Origin of the sequence: Paracoccus sp. (in: a-proteobacteria) (assembly GCF_030538655.1) — a bacterium.
Taxonomy (GTDB): Bacteria; Pseudomonadota; Alphaproteobacteria; order Rhodobacterales; family Rhodobacteraceae; genus Paracoccus.
In genome coordinates, this window is the sequence record NZ_JAUNTO010000007.1 from 99,128 (window position 1) to 124,201 (window position 25,074).

Below are 25,074 nucleotides of genomic sequence, written 5' to 3' on the forward strand. Positions count from 1 at the left end.
CGTGCCGCACGGTCCCTTGCCCGCGCCCTTTGCACAGGCTATCACCCCGAACCAATCCGACCCAAAGGCACGAACCCATGCGCGCAGAAACTCAGGCCACCATTGATGCGATCCGCAAATCGCTGACCCTGCTTGCCCAACGCATGGATTGGGACACGGCGCCGCACCGGCTGGAAGAAATGAACGCCATGATCGAGGATGGCGACCTGTGGTCCGACCCGGCCCGCGCGCAGAAACTGATGCGCGACCGGCAGGCGCTGTCGGATGCCGTCGAAACCTATCGTCGGTTAAGCCAAGACCTTGATGACAATGCCGAATTGATCGAACTGGGCGAGGCCGAGGGCGATGATGAAGTCGTGGCCGAGGCCGAAGCCGCGCTGAAATCCCTGCGTGAAACCGCCGCGCAGAAGGAACTGGAAGCCCTGCTGAATGGCGAGGCCGACGCCAACGACACTTTCCTTGAAATCAACGCAGGCGCGGGCGGCACGGAAAGCTGCGACTGGGCCTCGATGCTGGCGCGGATGTATGTCCGCTGGGCGGAAAAGCGCGGCTATCAGGTTGAATTGATTTCGGAAAGTGCCGGGGACGAAGCGGGTATCCGTTCGGCGGCCTATAAGATCAGCGGCCATAACGCCTATGGCTGGCTGAAATCCGAAAGCGGCGTGCACCGGCTGGTCCGCATCAGCCCCTATGACAGCGCGGCGCGGCGGCATACCTCGTTTTCGTCGGTCTGGGTCTATCCTGTGGTGGATGATAACATCGAAATCACCATTCCCGACAATGAGATACGGATCGACACCTATCGGTCGTCCGGTGCGGGCGGGCAGCACGTCAACACCACCGACTCGGCTGTGCGGATCACTCACCTGCCGACCGGGATCGTCGTGACATCCTCGATGAAATCGCAGCACCAGAACCGCGAGGCGGCGATGAACGCCCTGCGCTCGCGTCTGTATCAGGTCGAGCTGGACCGTCGCAACGCCGCCATCAACGCCCAGCACGACGCCAAGGGCGATGCCGGCTGGGGCAACCAGATCCGCAGCTATGTGCTGCACCCCTATCAGATGGTCAAAGACCTGCGCACCTCCGAGGAAACCAGCGATACGCAGGGCGTGCTGGACGGCGATCTGGACGCATTTATGGCGGCGACGCTGGCGATGGATGTAGCGGGCAAGAGCCGGGCCGAGGCGAACGCCGAAGATTGATTCTGCCCCGCACGGGACGTTTGACGTTCTGACAATGCGGATGCAAAAATGGTGCGCAACGGCTGCGGACGTTGCGTTGTGGCCGCCTGCGCAACATGGCACCGTTTCAGCCAGCATTTGCCGGGTTTTCGGCTGCACAACCCGTGCACCACCTGTGCACAGGCTGTACACAAGCTGTACACAGCCCCGCGCAACGTACGCTGCTTTTCAGCGCCGTTCCGCCGCCAGTTTCAGCGCCAGCGCGGCCAGCACGGTTCCCATCAGCCAGCGCTGCACCACCGCCCAGCCGGGGTGTCGGGTCAGAAACAGCGCCACCGATCCGGCGCCCAGTGCGATCATCGCGTTCACCGTTACGCTGATGGCGATCTGCACCCCGCCCAGAGCCAGCGACTGCGCCAGCACCGATCCATGCCCCGGTTGAATGAACTGCGGCAGCAGCGACAGATACATCACCGCGATTTTCGGGTTCAGCAGATTGGTGACAAAGCCCATCAGAAACAGCCGACGCGGGCTGTCATGCGGCAGATCTCGCGCCCGAAACGCGCCGCGTGCGCCGGGCCGCACCGCCTGCCATGCCAGCCACAGCAGATACCCCGCCCCGGCCAGCCGCAGCGCGTCATAGGCCCAGGGCACCATCATCACCAATGCCGTAATCCCAAAGGCCGCGCACAACATATAGAACACGAACCCCATGGCCACCCCGCCCAGCGAGATCAGCCCCGCGCGCGGCCCCTGCGTGATCGAGCGCGACACCAGATAGATCATGTTCGGCCCCGGCGTCAGCACCATGCCAAGCGAGATCAGGGCAAAAGCCATCAGATGGGCGGAATCGGGCATCGGGCACCTCTGACCCATCTGTCATGAATTCCGAATGCCGCCGCAAGTCTCGTCTTTCGTTTGAAAATATCCCACGGGGTCCGGGGTGTGAAACCCCGGCTTTGGGCGTGTCGGTGTCTCTGGTTGCGGCACCTGTCATTGACCAGACAGCAGGCGCTCCGGCGGGCGTGCCGCCATTTCCGGCTGCGCTGCGATGCAGCATATGATATTCTGCAAAGGAAAATCACCGGAGACCGCCCGTGAAAGACAAATATATCAATCTGGCATTGCAGGGTGGCGGGGCGCATGGGGCCTTTACCTGGGGTGTGATCGACCGCCTGCTGGATGAGGACTGGTTGCATATCGAGGGAATCACCGGCACTTCGGCGGGGGCGATGAATGGCGCCGCGCTCAAGGCCGGGCTGGTGGCGGGGTCCGGGGCAGGGCGGCGGGCGGCGCGGGTCAATCTTGCGCATCTGTGGTCCGAGGTCGGGCAGGCCAGTGACAACCGGGTGGTGCGCTGGATTCATTCGATGTTTCCGGTTCCACGGCAGTTCGAACGCCTGGCCGAGATGTTTTCGCCCTTTGCCTGGATGGACAATCTGACGCGGGTCATCAGCCCCTATGATTACGGGCCGTTCTATGTAAACCCGCTGGGGTCGATCCTGAAAACGCTGCCTTACCCGGATTTCAGCAGCAACAAGGGGCCGCGGTTTTTTGTGACGGCCACCAATGTCCGCACGGGCCGCGTCAAGATTTTCACCGGCGATCAGGCGACGCCTGAGGCGGTGATGGCATCGGCCTGTCTACCGACGCTGTTTCGCGCGGTTGAAATCACCGACCCCAAAACCGGCATTTCTGAAGCCTATTGGGACGGTGGCTATTCCGGCAACCCGGCGCTGTTTCCCTTGTATACGCCGGATCTGCCGCGTGACATCGTGATCGTGAACATCAACCCGATGCGACGCGACAGCCTGCCCAAGACACCGGCGGCGATTCATGACCGGCTGAACGAGGTCAGCTTTAACGCTGCGCTGTTGTCGGAACTGCGGGCGATCAGCTTTGTCAAACGGCTGTTCGAGGAACGGCGCACGGCCAGCCGCCGGATTGACGAGCTGAAGCTGTTCGAGATGCTGAACGGTCTGTTTGACGAAAAGCGGCTGGCAAACCAGCAGATGAAAGACGTTCTGGTTCACATGATTCTGGACGACGAGTTGATGACGAACCTGACTGCGCGCACCAAGATCATGCCCGCCCCCGGCCTGTTGGAGCAGATGATGTCCTGCGGCCAGGATGCCGCCGACCGCTGGCTGGATCAAAACGCTGATGCGCTGAATCACCGCGATACGGTTGATTTGCGGGCGCTGTTTTCCTGAACCGGCGGGGGCGCTTGGCGGGGTCGGGATCATCGGCTTGGCCGTGTCCTTGCTGCTTGTGTCCCGAAACGCATGTTGCTGGCGGGAACATTCGCAGAAAGAGGGTGGCCGGGTTTGGGGTAGTCGGCATGACCGGCGCCAGCATCGGTTGATTGTCCGGCGCGGTGATGTCGCCTTTGGCTGGGTCTGACAAGGGCCAGATTCCTCCCTTTGTGCGGATATTCGACCACGCCGGCGCGGTCAAAACGTGCCTAGGATGGGGCTGAATGGTTTCCGCGATCTGCGTTCACCCGCATAGACGGATCGCAGGATGGGCATCCGGTCCACGATCCGCCTGCCGGTGCGGCTCAGGTTGCGCCCGGCCTTGGCCAGCCAGCGGATCAGCATGGCAAAGGCGCAGCACGCCGACGCCGCGCAGCGGGATGCCGCTGTCATGTTCGGGCCGTCAGCGGTTGGGGCAGCAGTCGTCGATTTCAGGGGCCAGATGCTGATGCCGGTGGGGGCGAGCACGCTCCGCCCGGCCAGAAAGGACGCCTTGCCCTTTTGCTGCGGGCGCATGGGACGGCGGCGGAGGGGTCGCTGTCGCGCACCGCGGGTCTTTGGGGGCCAAGGCTGGGGCGTCGTCGCGGGGCAGGGGGCAACGAAAAACGGCGGCCTTTTCGGGCCGCCGTTGCGTCAGGTCAGCGCCGCGTTCAGCGCCTCGGCCTTGTCGGTGCGTTCCCAACTGAAGGCAGTCGCCCCGTTCAGCGCATAGGGCTGGCGCCCGAAATGGCCATAGCTGGCGGTGGGGCGATAGATCGGGTGCAGCAGGTCCAGATCGCGGATGATCGCAAAGGGGCGCAGGTCGAACACTTCGCGCACGGCGGCCACGATGCGGCTATCCGCCACGCGGCCGGTGCCAAAGCTGTTGAGCGAAATCGAGGTCGGCTGCGCCTCGCCGATGGCATAGCTGACCTGAATTTCACAGCGCTTCGCCAGACCGGCGGCGACGATGTTCTTGGCGATCCAGCGCCCGGCATAGGCGGCGGAACGGTCCACCTTGGACGGGTCTTTGCCGGAAAACGCCCCGCCACCGTGGCGGGCCATGCCGCCATAGCTGTCCACGATGATCTTGCGCCCGGTCAGCCCGCAGTCCCCCACCGGGCCGCCGATGACAAAGGTGCCGGTCGGGTTGATGAAATACTTGGTCCGATCCGACAGCCACTCGGCGGGCAGCACGGGGCGGATGATATGTTCCATCACCGCCTCGCGCAGATCGGCCAGGGTGATGTCGGGGTTGTGCTGAGTGGACAGCACCACGGCATCCACGCCAGCGGGACGGCCCTGATCGTCATAGTGGAACGTCACCTGCGATTTCGCATCCGGGCGCAGCCAGGGCAGGGTGCCGTCGCGGCGCGCCTGTGACTGACGCTCGACCAGGCGGTGGGCATAGGTGATCGGGGCGGGCATCAGCACATCGGTTTCGTCCGAGGCATAGCCGAACATCAGCCCCTGATCGCCCGCGCCCTGTTCTTCAAGGCTGGCGCGGTCCACGCCCTGATTGATGTCGGGCGACTGTTTGCCGATGATGTTGATGACGGAACAGGTATTGCCGTCGAACCCCACATCCGACGAGGTATAGCCGATGTCGTTGATGACGCCGCGCACGATGCTTTCCAGATCGACCCATGCGGATGTGGTGATTTCGCCCGAGATGATCGCGACCCCGGTTTTCACCATGGTTTCGCAGGCGACACGCGCGCGCGGGTCTTCGGCGATGATGGCATCCAGAACGGCGTCGCTGATCTGATCGGCGATCTTGTCGGGATGACCTTCCGAGACGGATTCGGATGTGAACAGGGAATATTCGGTCATGTCAGTAACGATAATGGTCTGATTTGAAGGGGCCTTGCGGCGTGACGCCGATATAGTCGGCCTGTTCGGGCGACAGTTCGGTCAGCTTGACGCCGATGCGGTCCAGATGCAGGCGCGCGACCTTTTCGTCCAGCGCCTTGGGCAGAATATAGACGCCGGGGGCGTAGTCGTCGCCCTTGGTCCACAGCTCGATCTGCGCCAGCACCTGGTTCGTAAACGACGCCGACATCACAAAGGACGGGTGGCCGGTCGCATTGCCAAGGTTCAGCAGGCGGCCCTGGGACAGCAGAATGATGCGGTTGCCCGAGGGCATTTCGATCATGTCCACCTGATCCTTGATATTGGTCCATTTGTGGTTTCGCAGGCTGGCGACCTGAATTTCGTTGTCGAAATGGCCGATGTTGCCGACGATGGCCATGTCTTTCATCTGCCGCATATGTTCGATGCGGATCACGTCGCGGTTGCCGGTGGTGGTGACGAAAATGTCGGCGGTGGCGGCGACGTCTTCCAGCAGCACGACCTCGAACCCGTCCATCGCGGCTTGCAGGGCGCAGATCGGGTCAACCTCGGTCACTTTGACCCGCGCGCCCGCGCCTGCGAGGCTGGCGGCGCTGCCCTTGCCGACGTCGCCATAGCCGCAGACGACGGCGACCTTGCCTGCCATCATCACGTCGGTCGCGCGGCGGATGCCATCGACCAGCGATTCCTTGCAGCCGTATTTGTTGTCGAATTTCGACTTGGTTACGCTGTCGTTAACGTTAATGGCCGGGAAGGGCAGCAGGCCGCGCTTGTGCAGGTCATACAGGCGATGCACCCCGGTTGTGGTTTCCTCGGACACGCCCTGAATGGCGTCGCGCTGTGCGGTGAACCAGCCGGGGCTGGTGGCAAGGCGGCGTTTGATCTGCGCGAACAGGGCCTCTTCTTCCTCGGAGGTGGGCGTTTCGATCAGGCCGGTTTCGCCCGCCTCGACCCGCGCGCCCAGCAGAATATACATGGTCGCATCGCCGCCATCGTCCAGAATCATGTTGGCATGGCCGTCGAACTGGAAAATCTGGTCGGTATAGGACCAGTATTCCGCCAGCGTTTCGCCCTTGATCGCAAAGACCGGCACGCCCGAGGCCGCAATCGCCGCCGCCGCGTGATCTTGGGTCGAATAAATATTGCACGACGCCCAACGCACCTGCGCCCCAAGGGCCACCAGCGTTTCGATCAGCACGGCGGTCTGGATCGTCATATGCAGGCTGCCCGCGATCCGCGCGCCCTTGAGCGGCTGTGCGTCACCGTATTCCGCCCGCAACGCCATCAGGCCCGGCATCTCGGTTTCCGCAATGTCCAGTTCCTTGCGGCCAAACTCGGCCAGGCTGATGTCGCGGATAATATGGTCGGTCACAGAAGGCTCCTGTCCTGTCGGATCATTCGCGCAGGGCATAGCCCAACAGGCCCGCAACCGAAAGAGGTAATGGCCAGCCGCCCCTTTTGTGCAGTGTAATCTGCGCGAAATGCAATATATGTCCAATTGGACAGGTTGGACGGTGTAAGATTTCTCGTTATACGGGCGATGTGACGGGGAATAAGCGCAGTATCTGCTAACGTCAGCCCCACGAATACCGGCGTTTGCCCAGATTCGTTTTCAAGTTCTCAAAATTTTTGCTTGTTTTCCCGTCACATAACAACATTTTTGCGCATAGCGCAAATGACAGCCCAAAACATCCTGTATTGTGCGCACTTATGGCTGCGCAGGGCGATCAAAGCGTGACTGGCCGAGAATCTCGCCCACATCGTTGACCGTCAGCCGACATACGCGCGATCCATACTGAAACAGCAATCGCCAGCGACCGACATCCGCCCCCTCGCCGCGTTCGCAACGTGTGGCAATTTGTCCGGCGCGCATCAGATCGCGGAATTCGGTTTGCGTCAGGTCAAAGGCGGCGGCGGGAATGGCCGCGTCTACGGTAAAGGGGGGCAGGTCAGGTTGCGTCGTCATCGTTTTCGTCCTTGCCACGGCCGCGGAATCCGGTGGCGACCACGAATTTTTCGCTGGAATCGCTGCGGCTGGCCGGGGGTTTGACGTTGGCAACCTTGTCAAAGTTGCGTTTCAGAATGGCCTGCATCTCGGTTTCCGCCCCGCCTGACAGCACCTTGGCGATAAAGGTGCCGCCCGGTTCCAGCACGTCAAAGGCCAGTTGTGCCGCCGCCTCGACCAAGGCCACGATGCGCAGATGGTCGGTGCCCTTGTGCCCGGAACTGGCCGCCGCCATGTCGGACATGACCACATCGGCGCGCCCGCCCAGCCACGCCTTGACCTTATCGTCGGCGCCATCTTCCAGAAAATCGAGTTGGTGAATCTCGGCCCCGGCGATCGGGTCCACCTCTTGCAGATCGACGCCCAGAACGGTGCCGCGCGGCTTGCCGGATTTTTCGCCCAGGGCATTCACGCGGGCCACGGCCACCTGACACCAGCCGCCGGGCGCGCAGCCCAGATCGACCACCCGCGCGCCGGGTTTCAGAAAGCCGTATTTGTCATCCAGTTCCAGTATCTTGAAGGCCGCGCGTCCGCGATAGCCCTCGCGCTTTGCCCGCACCACATAGGGGTCGTTCAACTGCCGTTCCAGCCACAGTTTCGACGACAGCTTGCGCCCCTTGGCGGTTTTTACCCGCACCCGCAGGTCACGCTGCCCGCGCCCGGATGATTTGCCCGTGCGGCTGCCCTTGCCGGTTGTCGTCATCAGCCTGTTCCCTCTATTCCGTCCGTTGTCAGCACGCCATCATGTGCCATCTGGGCGTAAAGCAACCCTTCGCGCAGGCCGCGGTCGGCGACCGACAGCCGCGTGGTGGGCCAGATGCGCATCAGGGTTTGCAGGATCGCCGCGCCCGACATAATCAGCGCGTGACGTTCGCGCCCGATGCGCGGGTCCGTGCGGCGGCCTTCTGGGCCAAGCGTCAGGTAAGAGCGGATCACCTTGTCGATCTGATCGCTGGTCATGCTGAGACCATCCACCTTGTTGCGGTCATAGCGGCGCAGGCCCAGATGGCTGGCGGCCACCGTCGTCACCGTGCCGGATGTGCCGATGATCTGAAACGCGGGCGACGGGGTGTCATAGGCATAGGGCGCAAAGCCGGACAGCATTTCCTCGAAATACCAGCTCATCAGGGCAAAGCGGCCCTGATCGTCCTCGACATCGGCGAACTGGTCGCGCAGCGTCGCCACGCCCAAGGGCACGCTGATCCAGTCCACCACCCGCGCGCCGCCGGGCTGCGGCTTGTCGAACCCGTCGGCCAGCGCCAGAATGGCGCGGGATCGGCGCACCGGGTCCACGTCTTCAAGGTCGATCCAGACCAGTTCGGTTGACCCGCCGCCAATATCCACGACCAGCAGTTGTTCCGTCTGACGGCTGACCAGCGGCGCGCAGGAAATGACGGCCAGCCGCGCCTCTTCCTCGGCCTCGATGATTTCGACCGGCAGGCCGGTTTCGCGGCGGATCATGCGCAGAAAGTCGCGGCTGTTATGGGCGCGGCGACAGGCCTCGGTCGCGACCAGCCGCATCTTTCTGACGCCATGGGTTTCCAGCTTGCGGCGGCAGACCTGAAGTGCGTGAACGGTGCGCGCCATCGAACTGCGGGACAGACGCCCCGAAGCCTCCAGCCCATGACCAAGCTGCACGGGCTTGGAAAAGCTGTCCACAACCTGAAACTGATTGCCACGCGGTCGCGCAATCAGCATCCGGCACGAATTTGTTCCAAGGTCCAGCGCAGCATAAAGCTGCCCGTCCTCGGGGTTGCGGGTGCCAGAAGGCTCGACCGTGGATTTCGGGAACGCGTCCGCACCCGCGGGACGCCTGGGCGCCATCGCAACGCCCTCCGATCTCAAGTTGATGAAAACGTAGCGGCTGGCGGGGCGGCCTTCAAGGGCGTGCGGTTCAACAAAGTGATGAAAAGGTTTCATGGCCGGGGCGGTTGCGGGTCTGCGGCAAAAACGTCAGAACGGCGGCGCAGGTCGCAAATTCCCCGCCATGGTCGCAACTGACACGCAGGGCCGCGCGGCAGCCGATTAGGTGGGGGGCACAAGGGGGAACCGCATGTCCGAACTGACGCTGGTATTTTGGCGCGACATTCCTGCTCAGGTCACTCTGGGCAAAGGGCGGTCGGCGCAGCGCGTCATTCTGGCCGAACGGTTCGAAAAGGCCATCGACCGCGCGGCCATGAAGGCGGGTCTGTCCGGCAGCGACGCGTATCTGAACGAATGGCGTCGCGTGACTGTGCCGGGCGACGACCCGCAGGCCGAAGCCGCCCGGATCGAGGCAGATTACGACGATGACCGTCTGCGGGCGCTGATTGCCCGCGACGGATTTGCCACCTGATCCGAAAGGCCCGTTAAGGATGTCGCTGATGCCATTCCGAGTAACTTCCCGCGCCGATGTGCCGCTGGCTGATTTTCTGCAAGGTGCCTCGATCGAGGTGATGCCGCGCACGGCTGCCGGCGTGGCTGATTTCCGCGCCATCCTGCCCGCAGGCACGCAGGTGTTCGTCGCGCATATCGATGGCACCGCCCCGGCGGATATGCAGGCCACCGTGGCCCGGCTGGCGGCCGAGGGCATGGCCCCGGTGCCGCATATCCCGGCGCGGATCGTGCCGGATCGCCCCGCGCTGGCCGATTGGGTCGCCGCCTATCGCGATGCCGGGGCCGATCAGGTGCTGTTGCTGGGCGGCGGTCTGGGTGCCCCGCGCGGCGCATTCGCCGATTCGATGCAATTGCTGGACACCGGCCTGTTTGGCGACTTCAAGACGCTGTTCGTCGCCGGCCACCCCGAGGGCAACCGCGACATCGACCCCGCTGGCGGCGAGGCCGAGGTGATGCGCGCCCTGCGCTGGAAGGCCGATTTCGCCGAACGCACCGGCGCGGATATGCAGATCGTCACGCAATTCTGTTTCGAGGCGCAGCCGGTGATCGACTGGGCCGCACGGTTGCAGGCCGCGGGGCTGAACATGCCGATCCGCATCGGCGTCGCTGGCCCGGCCAAGCTGCAAACCATGCTGAAATTCGCCATCATGTGCGGTGTCGGCCCGTCTTTGCGGGTGTTGCAACGCCGCGCCCGCGACGTGACCAAGCTGCTGACCCCTTATGAGCCGACCGATTTCGTCACCGCGCTGGCCCGGCACAAGGCCGCGAACCCGGATTTCCCGGTGATCGCCGCGCATATCTTCCCCTTGGGCGGGATTACCGCCAGCACCGACTGGCTGGCCCGCGCCAGCGCCGATTGAAAGGAGCATCATGACCCGCACCGTTTTGGAATCCGCCACGAAAACCGTCACCATCGGCTTTGACGAGCCGTTCTGCGTTATCGGCGAACGCATCAACCCCACGGGCCGCAAAAAGCTGGCGGCCGAGTTGGAGGCCGGGGATTTTTCCACCGTCGAAAAGGACGCGCTGGAACAGGTCGCCTGCGGCGCGGCGGTGCTGGATATAAACGCGGGCGTCGTTTACAACAGCAACCCCAATCCGAACGAAACCGAACCGCCGCTGATGCGCCAGATGATCGAACTGGTGCAGGGGTTGGTCGATGTGCCTTTGTGCATCGATTCCAGTGTGCCCGGCGCGCTTGAGGCCGGGCTGGCCGTCGCCAGGGGCCGTCCGCTGGTCAACAGCGTCACCGGCGAGGAGGACCGGCTGGAACTGGTTCTGCCGCTGATCAAGAAATACAATGTGCCGGTGGTGGCGATTTCCAACGATGACACCGGCATCAGCGAAGACCCGGACGTGCGCTTTGCCGTGGCGAAAAAGATCGTCGAACGCGCCGCTGACTTTGGTATCCCGGCGCATGACATCGTGGTTGATCCGCTGGTGATGCCGGTGGGCGCGATGGCGACGGCGGGGCAGCAGGTGTTCGCGCTGGTGCGCCGCCTGCGCGACGAACTGGGCGTGAACACCACCTGCGGCGCGTCGAACATCAGCTTTGGCCTGCCCAATCGGCACGGGATCAACGCCGCCTTTCTGCCGATGGCCATTGGCGCGGGCATGACCAGCGCCATCATGAACCCGGTCCGCCCCGCCGAGATGGAGGCGATCAAGGCCGCCAACATGCTGATGAACCACGACCCGAACGGCGGCGACTGGATCAGATTCTCGCGCGTGATCGAGGCGGTCCACGCTGGCACCCCCTTTGCCGAGGCCGCGCAGGCGGCATCCCCCGCCAGTGCGGGCCGTCGCGGCGGGCGTCGTCGGGGCTGAGTGATGGGGGGCTGACCCGTTGAGCCGATATGCTGGGGGCGGTCATCCTTGGGTGGCCGCCCTTTTTGCGGGGCGCGCGGTTTGGGTGCCGGGTTAGCCCGCGCTGTCCGGTTCCGCGTCGGGCCTGCGGAAACTGTGGGGCAGGCGCCCTGTGCGCGCGACAAAAGCGCGGGTGAAATGGGCCAGTCCGGTATAGCCCAGATCCCTGGAAATTTCTGTCAGAGGTTGGCGCGTGTCGCGCAGCAGGTGAACGGCGGTTTCGTGGCGCAGATCGTGGATCAGCTCGATCGCCCGCCGCCCGCGTGTCTGACGGCAGGCGCGATCCAGCGTGGCAGTGCTGACGCCAAGGGCATCGGCCAGCTCCCCGATGGTTCGCCCGCCGCCCAGTTCACCGGCGGCCAGTTGCATAAAACGATCCACCAGCGGCAAATTCGGCAGGCTGTGTGTCAGTGCCGCAGGCTGACGGGCAGGCGGGTCCAGCCGTGACAGCCGCACCGCCAGCAGGCCCAGATGGCAGGTCACGGCGGCACGGGCATCCGCCGTGTCGCGGGCCGTTTCCACCGCCAGATCCGACAGCGTGACCTGCAAGGCATGGGCTTCGTCACCAATGCTGCCCAGAACCGGGTGGCTTGGCAGGGCAGGTGTCAGGTCGGTGCACAGATCAGCCCCGAACAACAGCACATGGCCCCGCGCCTGACCCAAGGGCAGCGTGGCAAAGCCGGTGCCGGCCGGCAGAAACTGCACCGAGCCGGGACCAAGGATCAGGCGGCGGCGCGGGAAATCCAGTTGCAGCGCGCCGCCCGTCACCCAGATCAGCACATGATCGACACGGGTGCGCGGCTGCGGCGGCGTGCTGCGCGCGCCCCAGATGAACCCCTCAAGCGGCAGCAGGCGCAGCCCGTTCAGGCGTGGCACCGGATGCTGCGCAAGGGGGCGGTCCTGCACCGGCAAAACCGCCGCCATGCTGTCGTGATCGGCGTTTGTTTCGGGCGGCACCACGGCGGCAGGCACGGCGCGCGGATAGAGCGCCCGCCCCTCGGGGATGTAACCGGCGGTAATGTTGGCACGTGCAAGCCTGCCACTGCCGACCTGTTCGGCGGGCAGGCTGACACCGGATTGGGTCAGCCCTTTGAACCGGCTGGGGGTAAAGGGCCACCCACCGCCGGAAAAGATGCGACCTGCGCCGGGTGTATGCATGGCCATTGACAACCTGTGATTGCACCGTCTTCGGCGGATTATTGCCGATCAAATGCGGATCACAAAGTATTAGTTGCAGAAAATGTCAATGATTTTGGGGCTGTTGCCTTCCTGACGCAGTGGGAACCTTGCGTCATCCGACCGGCCAGTCCTGCCAACCCTTCATTCGCGCCCGAAACCAGCTTCGCTGCGATTTGGCGTATTGACGGGTGGCGATGATCGCGCGCTCGGTTGCTTGGGGCAGCGTCAGTTCGCCACGCAGATGCGCGATCAGCTCGGGCGCGCCGATGGCCCGCGCCCATTGCGCGCGCTGATCCCAAAGCGGCAGCATGGCCCGCGCTTCGTCCAGCGCGCCAGTGGCCATCATGGTGTGGAACCGCCGCTCGATCCGATCCGCCAGCCAGTCGCGATCCGCCTGCAAGACAAGGCGCGTGGCGGCATCCGGCCCGATCAGCGGCGGCGGCGTGTCGGCCTGCCATTCCGCCAGACCGCGCCCGGTGGCCTGCAATACCTCCCACGCGCGCTGGACGCGGGCCGGGTTCAGGCAGTCGATCCGCCCGCGCGTCAGCGGGTCCAGCGCGGCGACCATGGCGGCCAGCCCGCCGTCGCCCGCCAGCAGGGCATCACCTGCCGCGCGAATCTGGGGCGGCACCGGCGGCACCCAGGCCAGCCCCTCGGTCAGCGCGGTCAGATACAGGCCGGTGCCGCCGACCACGATCAGCCGCTGCCCGTCCGCGACCAGCGCACGCACATCGGCCAGCCAGTCGCCCACCGAATAGGCCCGCCCCGGCGCGACATGCCCATACAGCCGATGCGGCGCCTGCATTTCCTCGGCAGGCGAGGGGCGCGCGGTCAGCACCCGCCAGCAGGCCCAGATCTGCAAGGCGTCGGCATTCACGATCACCCCGCCCTGCGCCTGCGCGACCGCCAGGGCCAGCGCCGACTTGCCGCTGGCCGTCGGACCGGCGATCAGCAGGTGCCTGTCGGACGGGATTTGGGGAAACTGTTGCGTCATGTCACCTTGCGCCCGGTTGAACCCGCGCCGGTTTTGCGACATTTTCCCGCCCAAGGAAACACAGGGGGCCAGAAAGATGACAGATTCCAACGGGGCACGGCCCACCAGCTATAACCGCGTCATGCTGAAGATTTCCGGCGAGGCGCTGATGGGCGATCAGGGCTTTGGCCTGCATCCGCCCACCGTCGCCCGCATCGCCAACGAGGTCGAATCGGTCGCCAAGATGGGGGTCGAGGTGTGTATGGTCATCGGCGGCGGCAACATCTTCCGCGGCCTTCAGGGCAGCGCGCAGGGGATGGAGCGCACCACCGCCGACTATATGGGGATGCTGGCTACCGTCATGAACGCGCTGGCCATGCAATCCGCGCTAGAGGCCAAGGGCCTGCACTGCCGGGTGATTTCCGCCATCCGCATGGATGAGGTCTGCGAACCCTACATCCGCCGCCGCGCCGTCCGGCATCTGGAAAAGAAACGGATCATCATCTTTGCCGCCGGCACCGGCAACCCATATTTTACCACCGACACCGCCGCCACGCTGCGCGCCAATGAAATGGGCTGCGAGGCGATCTTCAAGGGCACCAAGGTCGATGGCGTTTATGACAAAGACCCCAAGAAATTCCCCGATGCCAAACGCTATGACGACGTGACCTATGACGAGGTGCTGCAAAAGCATCTGGGGGTGATGGACGCATCCGCCATCGCGCTGGCCCGCGACAACCGCCTGCCGATCATCGTGTTTTCGCTGGACGAACCGGGCGGCTTCCGCTCGATCCTGTCGGGGCAGGGCACCTATACCCGCGTGCATATCTGACAGATGGGCTTGCGCGACCGTATCGGCCAGATCATTTATGGCAAAGCTGCGCAGATGTTCATCACCTGCGTAATCCTGTTCAACGCGCTGGTGCTGGGGCTGGAAACCTCGGGCACGATCATGGCACAGGCGGGGCCGCTGATTCTGGCGCTGGATATGCTGTGCCTGACGATCTTTGTGGCTGAAATCGCAGCCAAGATGTTCGCCAGCGGCTGGCGCTTTTTCCGCGATGGCTGGAACCTGTTCGATTTCGTCGTGGTCGGCATTGCCCTGATGCCTGCCACGCAGGGCTTGTCTGTCCTGCGCGCCTTGCGGGTGCTGCGATTGTTGCGGGTCGTTTCGGTCACACCGCGCCTGCGCCGCGTGGTCGAAGGCTTTCTGGCCGCGCTGCCCGGCATGGCTAGCGTTTTCCTGCTGATGGGGATCATTTTCTACGTCGGCGCCGTCATCGCGACCAAGCTGTTTGCCACCGCCTTTCCTGAATGGTTCGGCGATCTGGGCAATTCAGCCTATACGCTGTTTCAGGTCATGACGCTGGAAAGCTGGTCGATGGGCATCGTCCGTCCGGTGATGGAAAGCTATCCCTATGCCTGGCTGTTCTTTGTGCCCTTCATCCTTGTGACCACCTTCGCGGTGATGAACCTTGTCGTGGGTCTTATCGTGAACTCCATGCAAGAGGCGCATCAGGAAGAAGAAAGCGAAGCGACCGAAGCTTATCGCGATCAGGTTCTGGCCCGGCTGACCGCGATCGAAAAACAGCTTGCCCGGCGCGATCAATCACCCGACTGACGGTCCCGGTTTCTTGTCTGGGGTAAGACCCTTCGGTGATCGTCTGGTGATCTGCCCGGCGCATGGAGCCGTCGCCGGGCTTGCCCCCGGATGCGGGCGGCGTGTAATCAGGGGCGAAACGCCATTAACAAAGGTCACCCCACCATGCGCATCTGTCAGGATCTTGCCGCCGCCATCGGAAACACGCCGCTGATCCGGCTGAAACGCGCCAGCGAGGAAACCGGGTGCGAGATTTTGGGCAAGGCCGAATTCATGAACCCCGGCCAGTCGATCAAGGACCGCGCCGCATTGTATATCATCCGCGACGCGGTGGCGCGCGGTGCGCTGAAGCCCGGTGGCACCATTGTCGAGGGCACGGCGGGTAACACCGGCATCGGGCTGGCGCTGGTGGGGGCCTCGATGGGGTTCAAATCGGTGATCGTCATTCCTGAAACCCAAAGTCAGGAAAAGAAAGACATGCTGCGGCTGGCGGGGGCAATCCTGGTCGAAGTGCCTGCCGCGCCTTATAAAAACCCGAACAATTATGTCCGCTATTCCGGCCGCTTGGCCGAGGCGCTGGCGAAAACCGAACCTAATGGCGTTATCTGGGCCAATCAGTTCGACAATGTGGCCAACCGTCAGGCGCATCTGGAAACCACCGGGCCAGAGATCTGGGAACAGACCGGCGGCAAGGTGGATGGTTTCGTCTGCGCCGTCGGCTCGGGCGGGACGCTGGCCGGGGTTGGGATGGCCTTGCAGCCCAAGGGGGTGAAGATCGGCCTTGCCGACCCCGAGGGCGCGGCGCTGTATTCCTTTTATACCACGGGCGCATTTGACGCGCCGGGCACCTCGATCACCGAAGGCATCGGCCAGTCGCGCATCACCGCCAATCTTGAAGGCTTTACCCCTGATTTCAACTGGCGGATCAGCGATGCCGAGGCGCTGCCAATCCTGTTTGATATGGCCGAACACGAAGGGCTGAACCTTGGCGGATCGTCGGGCATCAACGTCGCTGGTGCGATCCGCATGGCGCGCGAGATGGGGCCGGGCCACACCATCGTGACGGTGCTGTGCGATTCCGGCTCACGCTATCAGAGCAAGCTGTATAACCCGGAATTTCTGCGCGCCAAAGGATTGCCGGTGCCGGAATGGCTGGTCGCTGAAAAGCCCGTGATGCCCGAAGTTTACGAGGACTGATCCCGCATGTTCCGCCACGCCTTTTCCGTCTTTCTGACGGTTCTTTTGCTTTGGTCCGGTGCGGCGCTGGCGCAGCAGGCGCCCGAGACGCCTCAGATCGACTATAACGCGTGGAACCAGTTTGCCGAACAGGCCGAAGATACGGTTGCGGCGGGCACGGCGACCAACGCGGAACTGGCCGATCTGCGGGCGCGTCTTGTCGAATGGCGCGAACAGTTCGCCGCGGGCCAGAACCTCAATGCCAGCCGCATCGCGACGGTGCGCGACCAGATCGAGGCGCTTGGCCCCGCCCCCGCCGAAGGCGCAACCGAAGACGAAGAGATTGCCACCCGCCGCACCACACTGAACACACAACTGTCGGAATTGCAGGCCCCGCGCGTGGCCGCCAACGAAGCCTACAGCCGGGCCGATGCCATCGTGCGCTCGATCGACACGCTCAGCGCGCTGCGGCAGGCAGGCGAACTGGCCCGCGCCTCGCCCAGCCCACTGAACCCGGTAAACTGGCCGGATGCGTGGTCGGAAACAGTCCGGCTGGTCACGACCATTGCGTCGGACATGCAGGCGCGGGCGCAGGCGCGCGGCGGCTGGGGTAATTTTCAGGGAAATCTGCCCAATGTGCTGGGTTATCTGATTGCGGCGGTCATTCTGCTGGGGGCGGGGCGGCGCTGGATCGATTCCCTGCCGTCGCGGTTGTCCGCACAAACCTCGGTGCATTCGCGGGCGGTGATCGGGTTTGTGGTTTCGCTGGGGCAGATCGCCATCCCGCTGATCGGCATCGTGCTGGGCATTGCGGCGCTGAATGCCACTGGAATATTCGGTGATTATACCACGCCGATTCTGCAAAGCGTGCCAATGGCCGGGATGATCCTGTTTGGCGGGCGCTGGATCGTGAGGCAGGCATTTTCGCACACACCCATCGCCTATGCCACGCTGACCCTGCCCGACAAGGAACGCGACGCCGTGCGCGTTACGGCCACGATCCTTGCCACGCTGACGGCACTGCACCATATCGCGGCATCGTCTATTCTGCCGCTGTCGGGCTTTAATGACGGAAGCGAAGCATCCGGTCGCATTCCCTTTGAGATCGACGAATCCGCTGCGGGTGTCCTGCATTTCATCCTGATCCTTCCGGCGGCGCTGCTGTTGTTCCGGCTGGGCAATATCCTGCGCAATCTGGTCATGTGGGACGGAACCGAGCAACCGCCCTATCGCGCGCGCATCCTGACGATGGCCGGGGGGCTGTCGCGGCTGATCGCGGTGGTTGCGGTGGTCGCTGCGGCGGCGGGACTGATCACCGGGGCCAATGCGCTGCTGTGGCCGTGGATCATATCGCTGGCGCTGATCTGCCTGCTGATTCTGTTGCAGGATTTCAGCGCCGACCTGTTCGAGATGTTCACCCGCGGACGCGAGGGCGCGCGCGACGGGCTTGGCCCGGTGCTGATCGGCTTTGCGCTGATCCTGCTGTCCACGCCCATCTTTGCGCTGATCTGGGGCGCGCGCCGCTCTGATCTGTCCGAGTGGTGGACGCGCATCGGGCAGGGGGTGTCGCTGGGCGGTATATCACTGTCGCCGGGCGCGGTGCTGACCTTTTTAATCGTCTTTGCCATCGGCTATTCCGGCACCCGGTTTGTTCAGGGCGTGTTTCGCAATACGATCCTGCCCAAAACGCGGCTGGATGCCGGCGGACAGAATGCGATGGTGTCGGGTATCGGCTATATCGGGATATTTCTGGCAGCACTGCTGGCGATCACCTCGGCCGGGATTGACCTGTCATCGCTGGCCATCGTGGCCGGGGCGCTGTCGGTCGGTGTCGGTTTCGGGATGCAGAACATCGTGTCGAACTTTGTGTCCGGCATCATTCTGCTGATCGAACGGCCGATCAGCGTCGGCGACTGGATCAGCGTTGGCAACGATCAAGGCATCGTGCGGCGTATCTCGGTGCGGTCAACCGAGGTGGAAACCTTTGATCGCACGCAGGTCATCGTTCCCAACAGCAACCTTATCAGCCAGCCGGTTACGAACTGGACGCGGGGCAGTCAGGCCGGGCGGATCATCATTCCTATCGGCGTCGGCTATAACAGCGATACCCGCAAGGTCGCGGCGATTTTGCGCGAAATTATCGAGGATCAGCCGACAGTTACCATCGACCCGCCGCCTGCCGTGGTGCTGCGCAGTCTGGGGGCGGACAGCCTGAATTTCGAAATCCGCGCGATCCTGTCAGATGTCAGCGGGGGTGTCGGCGTCACGTCAGAGGTGCTGCATCAGGTGGTCGCGCGTTTTGCCAAGGAAGGGATCGAGATCCCCTTTGCGCAGCGCGACATCTGGCTGCGCAACCCGGAAACGCTGACCGGGGCGATCACAGGGACAGGGCAGGCCGCCGCCACGCCAGAGGCGCCAAAACCGCCGCCCGCGCCAGAAGATGCGCCCGCCGCCGAACCGCAGGTCATCGACCCGAGGCTGGACGATCCGCCGTTGACGGGGGACGGTGAGTCCGCCGGTGACGGGAGCGAGGGGCGCTAGATCCAAGAGCGACGGTGGCACCTGCACAAAGGCAGGTGCCACGACACCCGACAGGCCGCCCGTTGCGCGCAACGGGGGCGTGCGTTGCGCTGTGATCCGGGCAACGGAGGGATCGCGAAACGGCCAACTTTTGCTGGGAAATCGGCTGCACCACCTGTGCACAACCCGTGCACAGGCCGTACACAACCTGTACACAGGCCGCGCGCGTTGCGGCCTGTCTTTGGTCAGGTGGGCTGGCGGGGTTGGTCAGCGTCAGCTTGGGGTGGGGTGTCGTTGGCGGTTTCCTCGGGCAGACCTTCGCGTGACAACAGGATGGCCAACGGGCGCAGCCAGTCGATATGGGCGCAGATAATCATTAGCGCCACCATGATCGGCACTGCCAGAAACATCCCCGGAATCCCCCAGAGCGACCCCCAGAAGGCCAGCGAAATGATGATGCCGAAACTGGACAGGCGCAGCGTCTGGCCCAGCAGCATCGGGTCGAGGATGTTGCCGATGACGAATTGCAGCCCGGTGCAGGCCGCCCCGACGATCAGCGCCAGCGCGATGTCGCCTGACAAGACGAAGGCCAGCAGAAAGGCGATGACCGTCGCCACGATGGACCCGACCGAAGGAATGAAGTTGAACACAAAGGTCAGGATCGCAATCGGCATGGCCAGATCGAGGCCCGCCATTTTGAACACGCCCCAGATGGCAAAGCCGGTCACGGCGCTGACGGCGGTTTTCACCACCAGATAGCGGTTCACCTTGTGCATGATCGTGGAAATGATCTTGCCCACCTGCCGCGCCTGCACCGGATCGCCGGTCAGCCGTTCCAGCTTGGTCTGGAAAAACATCCGTTCCGCGAACATAAAGCCGACGAACAGGATAATCAGGATACTGCCCGACAACAGATCGCCCGCCTGACCGGCCATGGTGCGCATCCAGCCGGCGATGTTGATGCCCCGGATGGCGGACAGCAGGGAATCCTGCATCCCCACACCCAGCCATTCGGTGAGATCAGGCAGGGCGGCCTGCGCGCGTTCCGTATAGGAGACCGCGATCTGAACCACCGCATTCACCTGCGCCACGATACTGGTGGAAATGCCGATCAGCAGCGCGGCGATCAGGGTAAAGGCCAGGGTCGTCGCCAGCCAACGCGCCACCCCCTGCCGGGCGATGGCGTTGATCGCGTCGGTGGTCAGCGAAAACAGGATGATCGCTATCGCCAGCGAAATCAGCATGAACCGCGCCTGCACCATCATGAACAGCAGGATCGCAAAGGCGATGATCCCCAGAAAGCCGGTTTGCAGCCGTTGCCGCAGGATGGTTGCGCGCGCTTCTTCCAATGTTTCCCCCTGAAATGTGGTGGGCCGGGATGATCCCGGCCCTTATCCCTCAGTTTTCGGTTCCGGTTCCGGCATCCTCGCCCTGCTCGGCGATCCGCGCAACAGAAACGACCACCTCGCCCGGTGCGGTGTTGAAGACCCGCACCCCGCCCGCGCTGCGCGAACGGAAGCTGATGCCATCGACCGGCACCCGGATCGACTGCCCGGTCGAGGTCGCCAGCATGATCTGATCATCCACCTCCACCGGGAAGCTGGCCACCAGCGCGCCGCCGCGCATCGCCTTGTCCATCGCCATCACGCCCTGACCGCCGCGCCCGCGCACCGGGTAGCCGTGGCTGGACGAAATCTTGCCCGCGCCTGCGGCGGTGATGGTCAGGATCAGATCCTCGGCGGCCGACATTTCGGCATAGCGTTCCTGGGTGATGCTGCCTTCAACGGTGTCGTCATCCTCGTCGGGTTCGGCCCCGTCATCCAGCGCACCCGCAACCGCGCGGCGCATTTTCAGATAGGCGGCGCGTTCGGCCGGGTCGGCCTCGAAATGGCGGATGACGGACATGCTGACCACGGTATCGCCAGCGGCCAGACGGATGCCGCGCACCCCGGTCGAATCGCGGCCCTTGAACACCCGCACATCGGTCGAGGGGAAGCGGATCGCCCGGCCCATCGCCGTCACTAGCATCACGTCATCATCGGCGGTGGCCATGCGCACGCCGATCAGCGAGGTGCCGTCGGGCAGTTTCATCGCGATCTTGCCGTTCGATTTCACCTGCGCAAAGTCGGACAGTGCGTTGCGGCGCACATCGCCGTCAGAGGTGGCGAACACGACCTGATAGCTGTCCCATTCGGTTTCAGGGGCATCCACCGGCATCAGCGCGGCGATGGAAACGCCGGGCTGAATCGGCAGGATATTGACGATCGCCTTGCCCTTGGCCGTGCGTCCGCCCACCGGCAAGCGCCATGTTTTCAGCCGGTAAGCCATGCCGTCGGTGGTAAAGAACAACAGCTCGGTATGGGTGTTGGCGACGAACAGGGTCGTCACCACGTCGTCTTCTTTGGTGGCCATGCCCGACAGACCCTTGCCGCCGCGCCGCTGGCTGCGAAATTCGGCCAGCGCGGTGCGCTTGATATAGCCGCCCGAGGTGATGGTGACGACCATATCCTCGCGCTCGATCAGGTCTTCGTCGTCCATATCGCCGGACCACTCGGTGATCTCGGTGCGGCGGGGGACGGCATAGGCGTCGCGCACCTCGCGCAGTTCGTCGCTGATGATCGCCATGATGCGGTCGCGACTGGCGAGGATGGCCAGATAGTCGCGGATGGAATCGGCCAGTTGTTTCAGCTCGTCCGTGACCTCTTGCACACCCAGTTGGGTCAGGCGTTGCAGGCGCAGATCCAGAATGGCGCGGGCCTGCGTTTCCGACAGGTTATAGGTGCCGTCGTCATTGACCGGATGCAGCGGATCGTCGATCAGTTTCAGATATTCGAGGATGTCATGCGCGGGCCAGCGGCGTTCCATCAGCCGTTCACGCGCCTCGGCGGCGTCGGCGCTGGCGCGGATGGTGGCGACGACCTCATCGACATTGCTGACCGCGACGGCCAGACCGCAGAGGATATGGCTGCGTTCGCGCGCCTTGCGCAGTTCAAAGGCGGTGCGGCGGGCGACCACCTCTTCGCGGAAGCTGATGAAATAGGTCAGGAAGTCGCGCAGCGCCAGTTGTTCGGGGCGACCGCCGTTCAGCGCCAGCATGTTGCAGGCAAAGTTGGTCTGCATGGCGGTGAAACGGAACAATTGGTTCAGCACCACATCGGGGGTGGCGTCGCGTTTCAGCTCGATCACCACGCGGACACCCTGACGGTCGGATTCGTCCTGCACGTTGGCGATGCCCTCGACCCGCTTTTCCTTGGCCAGATCGGCGATGCGTTCCTGAAGGCTGGCCTTGTTCACCTGATAGGGGATTTCGTCGATGACGATGGCCCAACGGTCCTTGCGGATTTCCTCGAAATGGGTTTTCGCGCGGATGATGACGCTGCCGCGCCCCTCAAGATAGGCCTTGCGCGCGCCGGATCGGCCAAGGATCAGCGCGCCGGTGGGGAAGTCGGGGCCGGGGATGATTTCCAGCAACCGTTCGGTCGGCAGGTCGGGGTTGGCGATCAGTTCCAGCGTGGCATCAACGACTTCGCCCAGGTTATGCGGCGGAATGTTGGTCGCCATGCCGACAGCGATGCCGCCCGCGCCATTGACCAGCATATTCGGGAAACGCGCGGGCAGGACGGTTGGTTCGCGGTCCTTGCCGTCGTAGTTATCCTGAAAATCAACGGTATCCTTGTCGATGTCCATCAGCAGGAAATCGGCGGGCTTGGCCATGCGCACTTCGGTATAGCGCATCGCCGCGGGCGGGTCGCCGTCCATGGACCCAAAGTTGCCCTGCCCGTCCAGCAAGGGCAGCGACATGGAAAAATCCTGCGCCATCCGCACCAGCGCGTCATAGATCGCGGCGTCGCCGTGCGGGTGATACTTACCCATCACATCGCCAACCGGGCGGGCCGATTTGCGGTAGGGTTTATCGTGCGTGTTGCCGGATTCATCCATCGCATAGAGGATGCGGCGATGCACGGGTTTCAGCCCGTCGCGCAGATCGGGGATGGCGCGGCTGACGATGACCGACATGGCATAGTCAAGATACGATGTCCGCATCTCGGCCGCGATGTCGATGACCGGGCCATCATGTGCCATGACAGCGCGGGCGGGACGGTCGTTTTCCTCGCCTTCCGGCAGGTCGTTATCGGGGGTGTCAGCCACGGAATTTCCTCAAGATATTGTTGCCCACGGGTCTATCCCATACCGGCCTTGGGTGCAATCTTGCGCGGGCAGGATTATGCGTATTTGGGCAAACAGGAAGCTGTCAGAGGCCCCAATATGCGCCGCAATCGGGCAAAGGCGCGTCGGGGCTATAGCTGGCGGTCGCGACGTCCCAGTGGAACGTGCGGGTGAAGGTGCAGGTCGGGTCTGTGGCGGGTTCCGCGTCTGAAGGGACGGGCAGGGCGGAGTTATCCTCGTCCAGCCGGATGCCGGGCGGGAAGGTGGTGGCGCGGGCGTTATAGCGCAGGCTGGGCGGTGTGCCGGTATCGGGCAGTGGGGTCAGTTCGGCGTCGTAATCATAAAGGTCGGCGCAATGTTGGTTGCGATCGGCGATGTCTGCCTCGGAAAAGCAGGCGCGGATGGTTTTGGATGCGCCAAGGGGCAAGGACAGCACCACCCTCAGCCCATCCGGGCCAATGTGCAGCAGGATCATGTGATCGACCAAAGCGCCGCCGCCTGAATAGCCGGTCGTTTCGGTCCGGGTCAGGGCGATCAGGCGGTGGTCATGCCACCAACGCGGCGCGTCTTGGGCGAGGGTCAGCAGTGGGTCCGGGTGGTCGGTTTCGGGCAGTTCCGGCAGGTCCATAAGCCACGGGCCTTGCGTCGAGGGCAGTTGCACCTGCGTTTGCCCCACCAGCGACAGACAGCGCGGATGGCCGGGGCAGTGGATCAGCGGCAGCGGATCGGCGCAGGCAGTCCCCGCGACCCCGGCGAGCGCCAGCGCGAGCGCCCTCATGCCCGGATGCGGTTGCGGGCCGAGGCCAGCCAGATGCCGGTCAGCATGGCCGAGAAGATCGCGTTCCAGCCAGCCATCGAGATGCCCAGCAGGCTCCACGCCACTTCGTCGCAGCGCACGACGGGGGCGGCTTGCAGGCGGTTCATCAGGTCGGCGGCGGACAGGGCGGCCAGATCGCCAACGCCGCCGGTGCAGGCGGTGACGCCCTGAAAGATGCCCAGCTCGATCCCGGCGTGCCAGATGGCCAGACCCGTCGCCACCGCAGCGGCCAGAACCCCCAGCCACGCCAGCCCGCGCGACCAGCCGCGCCGCCAGATCACCACGCCGATGACGATGGCGGCGGCATGGGGCCAGCGTTGCCAGATGCACATCTCGCAGGGCGCGTAACCGGCAAGCTGAAAGCCGAAGGCCCCCAGCAATAGCGCGGCGGAACCGGCAGCGGCCAGCAGGGCAAGGGTGGTTCTGTCCCGCATCACAGATACCTGACTGCGACAAAGCCGCCGATCAGGCAGACCATGAACACGGTGAACACCAGCCCCAGCCGACGTTCGATAAAGTCGCGGATCGGCTCGCCGAATTTCCACAGCAGGCCGCAGACGATGAAGAACCGTCCAGCGCGCCCGATGATCGAGGTCAGGATGAACAGCGGCAGCGACAGCCCCACCGCCCCGGCAAAGATGGTGATGACCTTGAACGGAAACGGCGTCAGCGCCGCGAACAGCACGGCCCAGCCGCCGTATTCGGCAAAGCGGGCGGCCAGATCCTGATAGGCCTGTTCCTTGCCATAGACGGTCAGCACCCATTGGCCGACCGAATCCATCAGCACCGCGCCGATGACATAGCCCAACAGCGCCCCCAATACCGATCCGGCGGTGGCGATCGTGGCGATCAGCCATGCCTTGGTCCGCTGTGCCAGCACCATCGGGATCATCAGCACATCGGGCGGAATCGGGAAAAAGCTGCTTTCGACAAAGCTGACCCCGAACAGGGCCGCCATCGAGTGCCGGTGCGCCGCCAGCCCCATCGTCCAGTCGTAAAGCCGTCTTATCATCGTAACCCTCATCACGCGTGCTGCTGGTCTGTTGCCCGTCTGCGCCGTCGCGTCAAGCGGCGAACGCATCGGTCGCGCGGGCGTGATGGGGCTTGGCAGAGGGGCGGATTTCGC

General features: G+C 63.9%; 23 protein-coding genes. 9 read left to right on the plus strand and 14 right to left on the minus strand.

Annotated features, from left to right (window positions below; all coding sequences use genetic code 11):
• The first annotated feature begins 77 nt into the window (after positions 1-77).
• On the plus strand, positions 78-1,205 hold the full coding sequence (gene prfB / locus Q4G22_RS06870) for a peptide chain release factor 2 (RefSeq protein ID WP_303385158.1): 1,128 nt from the start codon (positions 78-80) through the stop codon (positions 1,203-1,205).
• Between the two features lie 207 nt (positions 1,206-1,412).
• Here the strand turns inward: prfB and Q4G22_RS06875 are convergent, their stop codons facing one another.
• Positions 1,413-2,042, minus strand: coding sequence for a LysE family translocator (locus Q4G22_RS06875; RefSeq protein WP_303385159.1), 630 nt, complete (start codon positions 2,040-2,042; stop codon positions 1,413-1,415).
• A gap of 239 nt (positions 2,043-2,281) precedes the next feature.
• Here Q4G22_RS06875 and Q4G22_RS06880 point away from each other — a divergent pair, with 239 nt between their 5' ends.
• Positions 2,282-3,397 (plus strand): patatin-like phospholipase family protein, encoded by a 1,116-nt coding sequence (locus Q4G22_RS06880; protein ID WP_303385160.1) that lies wholly within the window; start codon positions 2,282-2,284, stop codon positions 3,395-3,397.
• A 240-nt stretch (positions 3,398-3,637) separates the two neighbouring features.
• Here the strand turns inward: Q4G22_RS06880 and Q4G22_RS06885 are convergent, their stop codons facing one another.
• The 6 genes from Q4G22_RS06885 to Q4G22_RS06910 all read right to left on the minus strand — a co-directional run bounded on the left by Q4G22_RS06885 (position 3,638) and on the right by Q4G22_RS06910 (position 9,098).
• Positions 3,638-3,832: a hypothetical protein gene (locus Q4G22_RS06885; RefSeq protein WP_303385161.1), complete on the minus strand. Its 195-nt coding sequence runs from the start codon at positions 3,830-3,832 to the stop codon at positions 3,638-3,640.
• A gap of 240 nt (positions 3,833-4,072) precedes the next feature.
• Complete coding sequence (metK, locus tag Q4G22_RS06890; protein ID WP_303385162.1) at positions 4,073-5,251, minus strand: methionine adenosyltransferase; 1,179 nt, start codon at positions 5,249-5,251, stop codon at positions 4,073-4,075.
• A gap of 1 nt (position 5,252) precedes the next feature.
• Complete coding sequence (gene ahcY, locus Q4G22_RS06895; RefSeq protein ID WP_303385163.1) at positions 5,253-6,641, minus strand: adenosylhomocysteinase; 1,389 nt, start codon at positions 6,639-6,641, stop codon at positions 5,253-5,255.
• Between the two features lie 336 nt (positions 6,642-6,977).
• A complete protein-coding gene (locus Q4G22_RS06900) occupies positions 6,978-7,235 on the minus strand; it encodes a DUF6522 family protein (RefSeq protein ID WP_303385164.1) in 258 nt (85 codons plus the stop codon).
• A complete protein-coding gene (locus Q4G22_RS06905) occupies positions 7,219-7,977 on the minus strand; it encodes an RlmE family RNA methyltransferase (RefSeq protein WP_303385165.1) in 759 nt (252 codons plus the stop codon). The genes Q4G22_RS06900 and Q4G22_RS06905 overlap by 17 nt, the downstream gene beginning before the upstream one ends.
• Entirely contained in the window at positions 7,977-9,098 is a 1,122-nt protein-coding gene (locus Q4G22_RS06910) for a Ppx/GppA phosphatase family protein (protein ID WP_303385166.1), read from the minus strand. The genes Q4G22_RS06905 and Q4G22_RS06910 overlap by 1 nt, the downstream gene beginning before the upstream one ends.
• A gap of 229 nt (positions 9,099-9,327) precedes the next feature.
• On the opposite strand from Q4G22_RS06910, the gene Q4G22_RS06915 reads away from it, so the two are divergent.
• From Q4G22_RS06915 to Q4G22_RS06925, 3 genes are read left to right on the plus strand one after another with little or no spacing between them, the layout of a single operon-like run.
• A complete protein-coding gene (locus Q4G22_RS06915; protein WP_303385167.1) occupies positions 9,328-9,609 on the plus strand; it encodes a virulence factor in 282 nt (93 codons plus the stop codon).
• Between the two features lie 19 nt (positions 9,610-9,628).
• Positions 9,629-10,510, plus strand: coding sequence for a methylenetetrahydrofolate reductase (locus Q4G22_RS06920; RefSeq protein ID WP_303385168.1), 882 nt, complete (start codon positions 9,629-9,631; stop codon positions 10,508-10,510).
• A 10-nt stretch (positions 10,511-10,520) separates the two neighbouring features.
• Positions 10,521-11,477, plus strand: a complete 957-nt coding sequence (locus Q4G22_RS06925; RefSeq protein WP_303385169.1) for a methyltetrahydrofolate cobalamin methyltransferase — start codon at positions 10,521-10,523, stop codon at positions 11,475-11,477.
• A 93-nt stretch (positions 11,478-11,570) separates the two neighbouring features.
• Here Q4G22_RS06925 and Q4G22_RS06930 read toward each other — a convergent pair whose 3' ends face one another.
• Both Q4G22_RS06930 and miaA read right to left on the minus strand, forming a co-directional pair.
• Positions 11,571-12,680: an AraC family transcriptional regulator gene (locus tag Q4G22_RS06930; RefSeq protein WP_303385170.1), complete on the minus strand. Its 1,110-nt coding sequence runs from the start codon at positions 12,678-12,680 to the stop codon at positions 11,571-11,573.
• 127 nt (positions 12,681-12,807) lie between these two features.
• Positions 12,808-13,689, minus strand: a complete 882-nt coding sequence (gene miaA / locus Q4G22_RS06935) for a tRNA (adenosine(37)-N6)-dimethylallyltransferase MiaA (RefSeq protein WP_303385171.1) — start codon at positions 13,687-13,689, stop codon at positions 12,808-12,810.
• Between the two features lie 76 nt (positions 13,690-13,765).
• On the opposite strand from miaA, the gene pyrH reads away from it, so the two are divergent.
• The 4 genes from pyrH to Q4G22_RS06955 all read left to right on the plus strand — a co-directional run bounded on the left by pyrH (position 13,766) and on the right by Q4G22_RS06955 (position 18,985).
• Positions 13,766-14,500 carry a UMP kinase gene (gene pyrH / locus Q4G22_RS06940; RefSeq protein ID WP_303385172.1) on the plus strand — a complete coding sequence of 245 codons (735 nt, stop codon included), beginning with the start codon at positions 13,766-13,768 and terminating at the stop codon, positions 14,498-14,500.
• A 3-nt stretch (positions 14,501-14,503) separates the two neighbouring features.
• Positions 14,504-15,289, plus strand: coding sequence for an ion transporter (locus Q4G22_RS06945; protein WP_303385173.1), 786 nt, complete (start codon positions 14,504-14,506; stop codon positions 15,287-15,289).
• A gap of 144 nt (positions 15,290-15,433) precedes the next feature.
• Positions 15,434-16,465 (plus strand): cysteine synthase A, encoded by a 1,032-nt coding sequence (locus Q4G22_RS06950; protein ID WP_303385174.1) that lies wholly within the window; start codon positions 15,434-15,436, stop codon positions 16,463-16,465.
• Between the two features lie 6 nt (positions 16,466-16,471).
• A complete protein-coding gene (locus Q4G22_RS06955; protein WP_303385175.1) occupies positions 16,472-18,985 on the plus strand; it encodes a DUF3772 domain-containing protein in 2,514 nt (837 codons plus the stop codon).
• A 224-nt stretch (positions 18,986-19,209) separates the two neighbouring features.
• Here the strand turns inward: Q4G22_RS06955 and Q4G22_RS06960 are convergent, their stop codons facing one another.
• The 5 genes from Q4G22_RS06960 to Q4G22_RS06980 all read right to left on the minus strand — a co-directional run bounded on the left by Q4G22_RS06960 (position 19,210) and on the right by Q4G22_RS06980 (position 24,960).
• Complete coding sequence (locus Q4G22_RS06960; protein WP_303385176.1) at positions 19,210-20,313, minus strand: AI-2E family transporter; 1,104 nt, start codon at positions 20,311-20,313, stop codon at positions 19,210-19,212.
• Positions 20,314-20,362: 49 nt separating this feature from the next.
• A complete protein-coding gene (gyrA, locus tag Q4G22_RS06965; protein ID WP_303385177.1) occupies positions 20,363-23,113 on the minus strand; it encodes a DNA gyrase subunit A in 2,751 nt (916 codons plus the stop codon).
• Between the two features lie 103 nt (positions 23,114-23,216).
• Entirely contained in the window at positions 23,217-23,909 is a 693-nt protein-coding gene (locus tag Q4G22_RS06970) for a hypothetical protein (RefSeq protein ID WP_303385178.1), read from the minus strand.
• A complete protein-coding gene (locus Q4G22_RS06975) occupies positions 23,906-24,382 on the minus strand; it encodes a disulfide bond formation protein B (protein WP_303385179.1) in 477 nt (158 codons plus the stop codon). Before Q4G22_RS06975 ends, Q4G22_RS06970 begins: the two co-directional genes overlap by 4 nt.
• Positions 24,382-24,960: a YqaA family protein gene (locus Q4G22_RS06980; protein WP_303385180.1), complete on the minus strand. Its 579-nt coding sequence runs from the start codon at positions 24,958-24,960 to the stop codon at positions 24,382-24,384. Before Q4G22_RS06980 ends, Q4G22_RS06975 begins: the two co-directional genes overlap by 1 nt.
• Between the last annotated feature and the right edge of the window lie 114 nt (positions 24,961-25,074).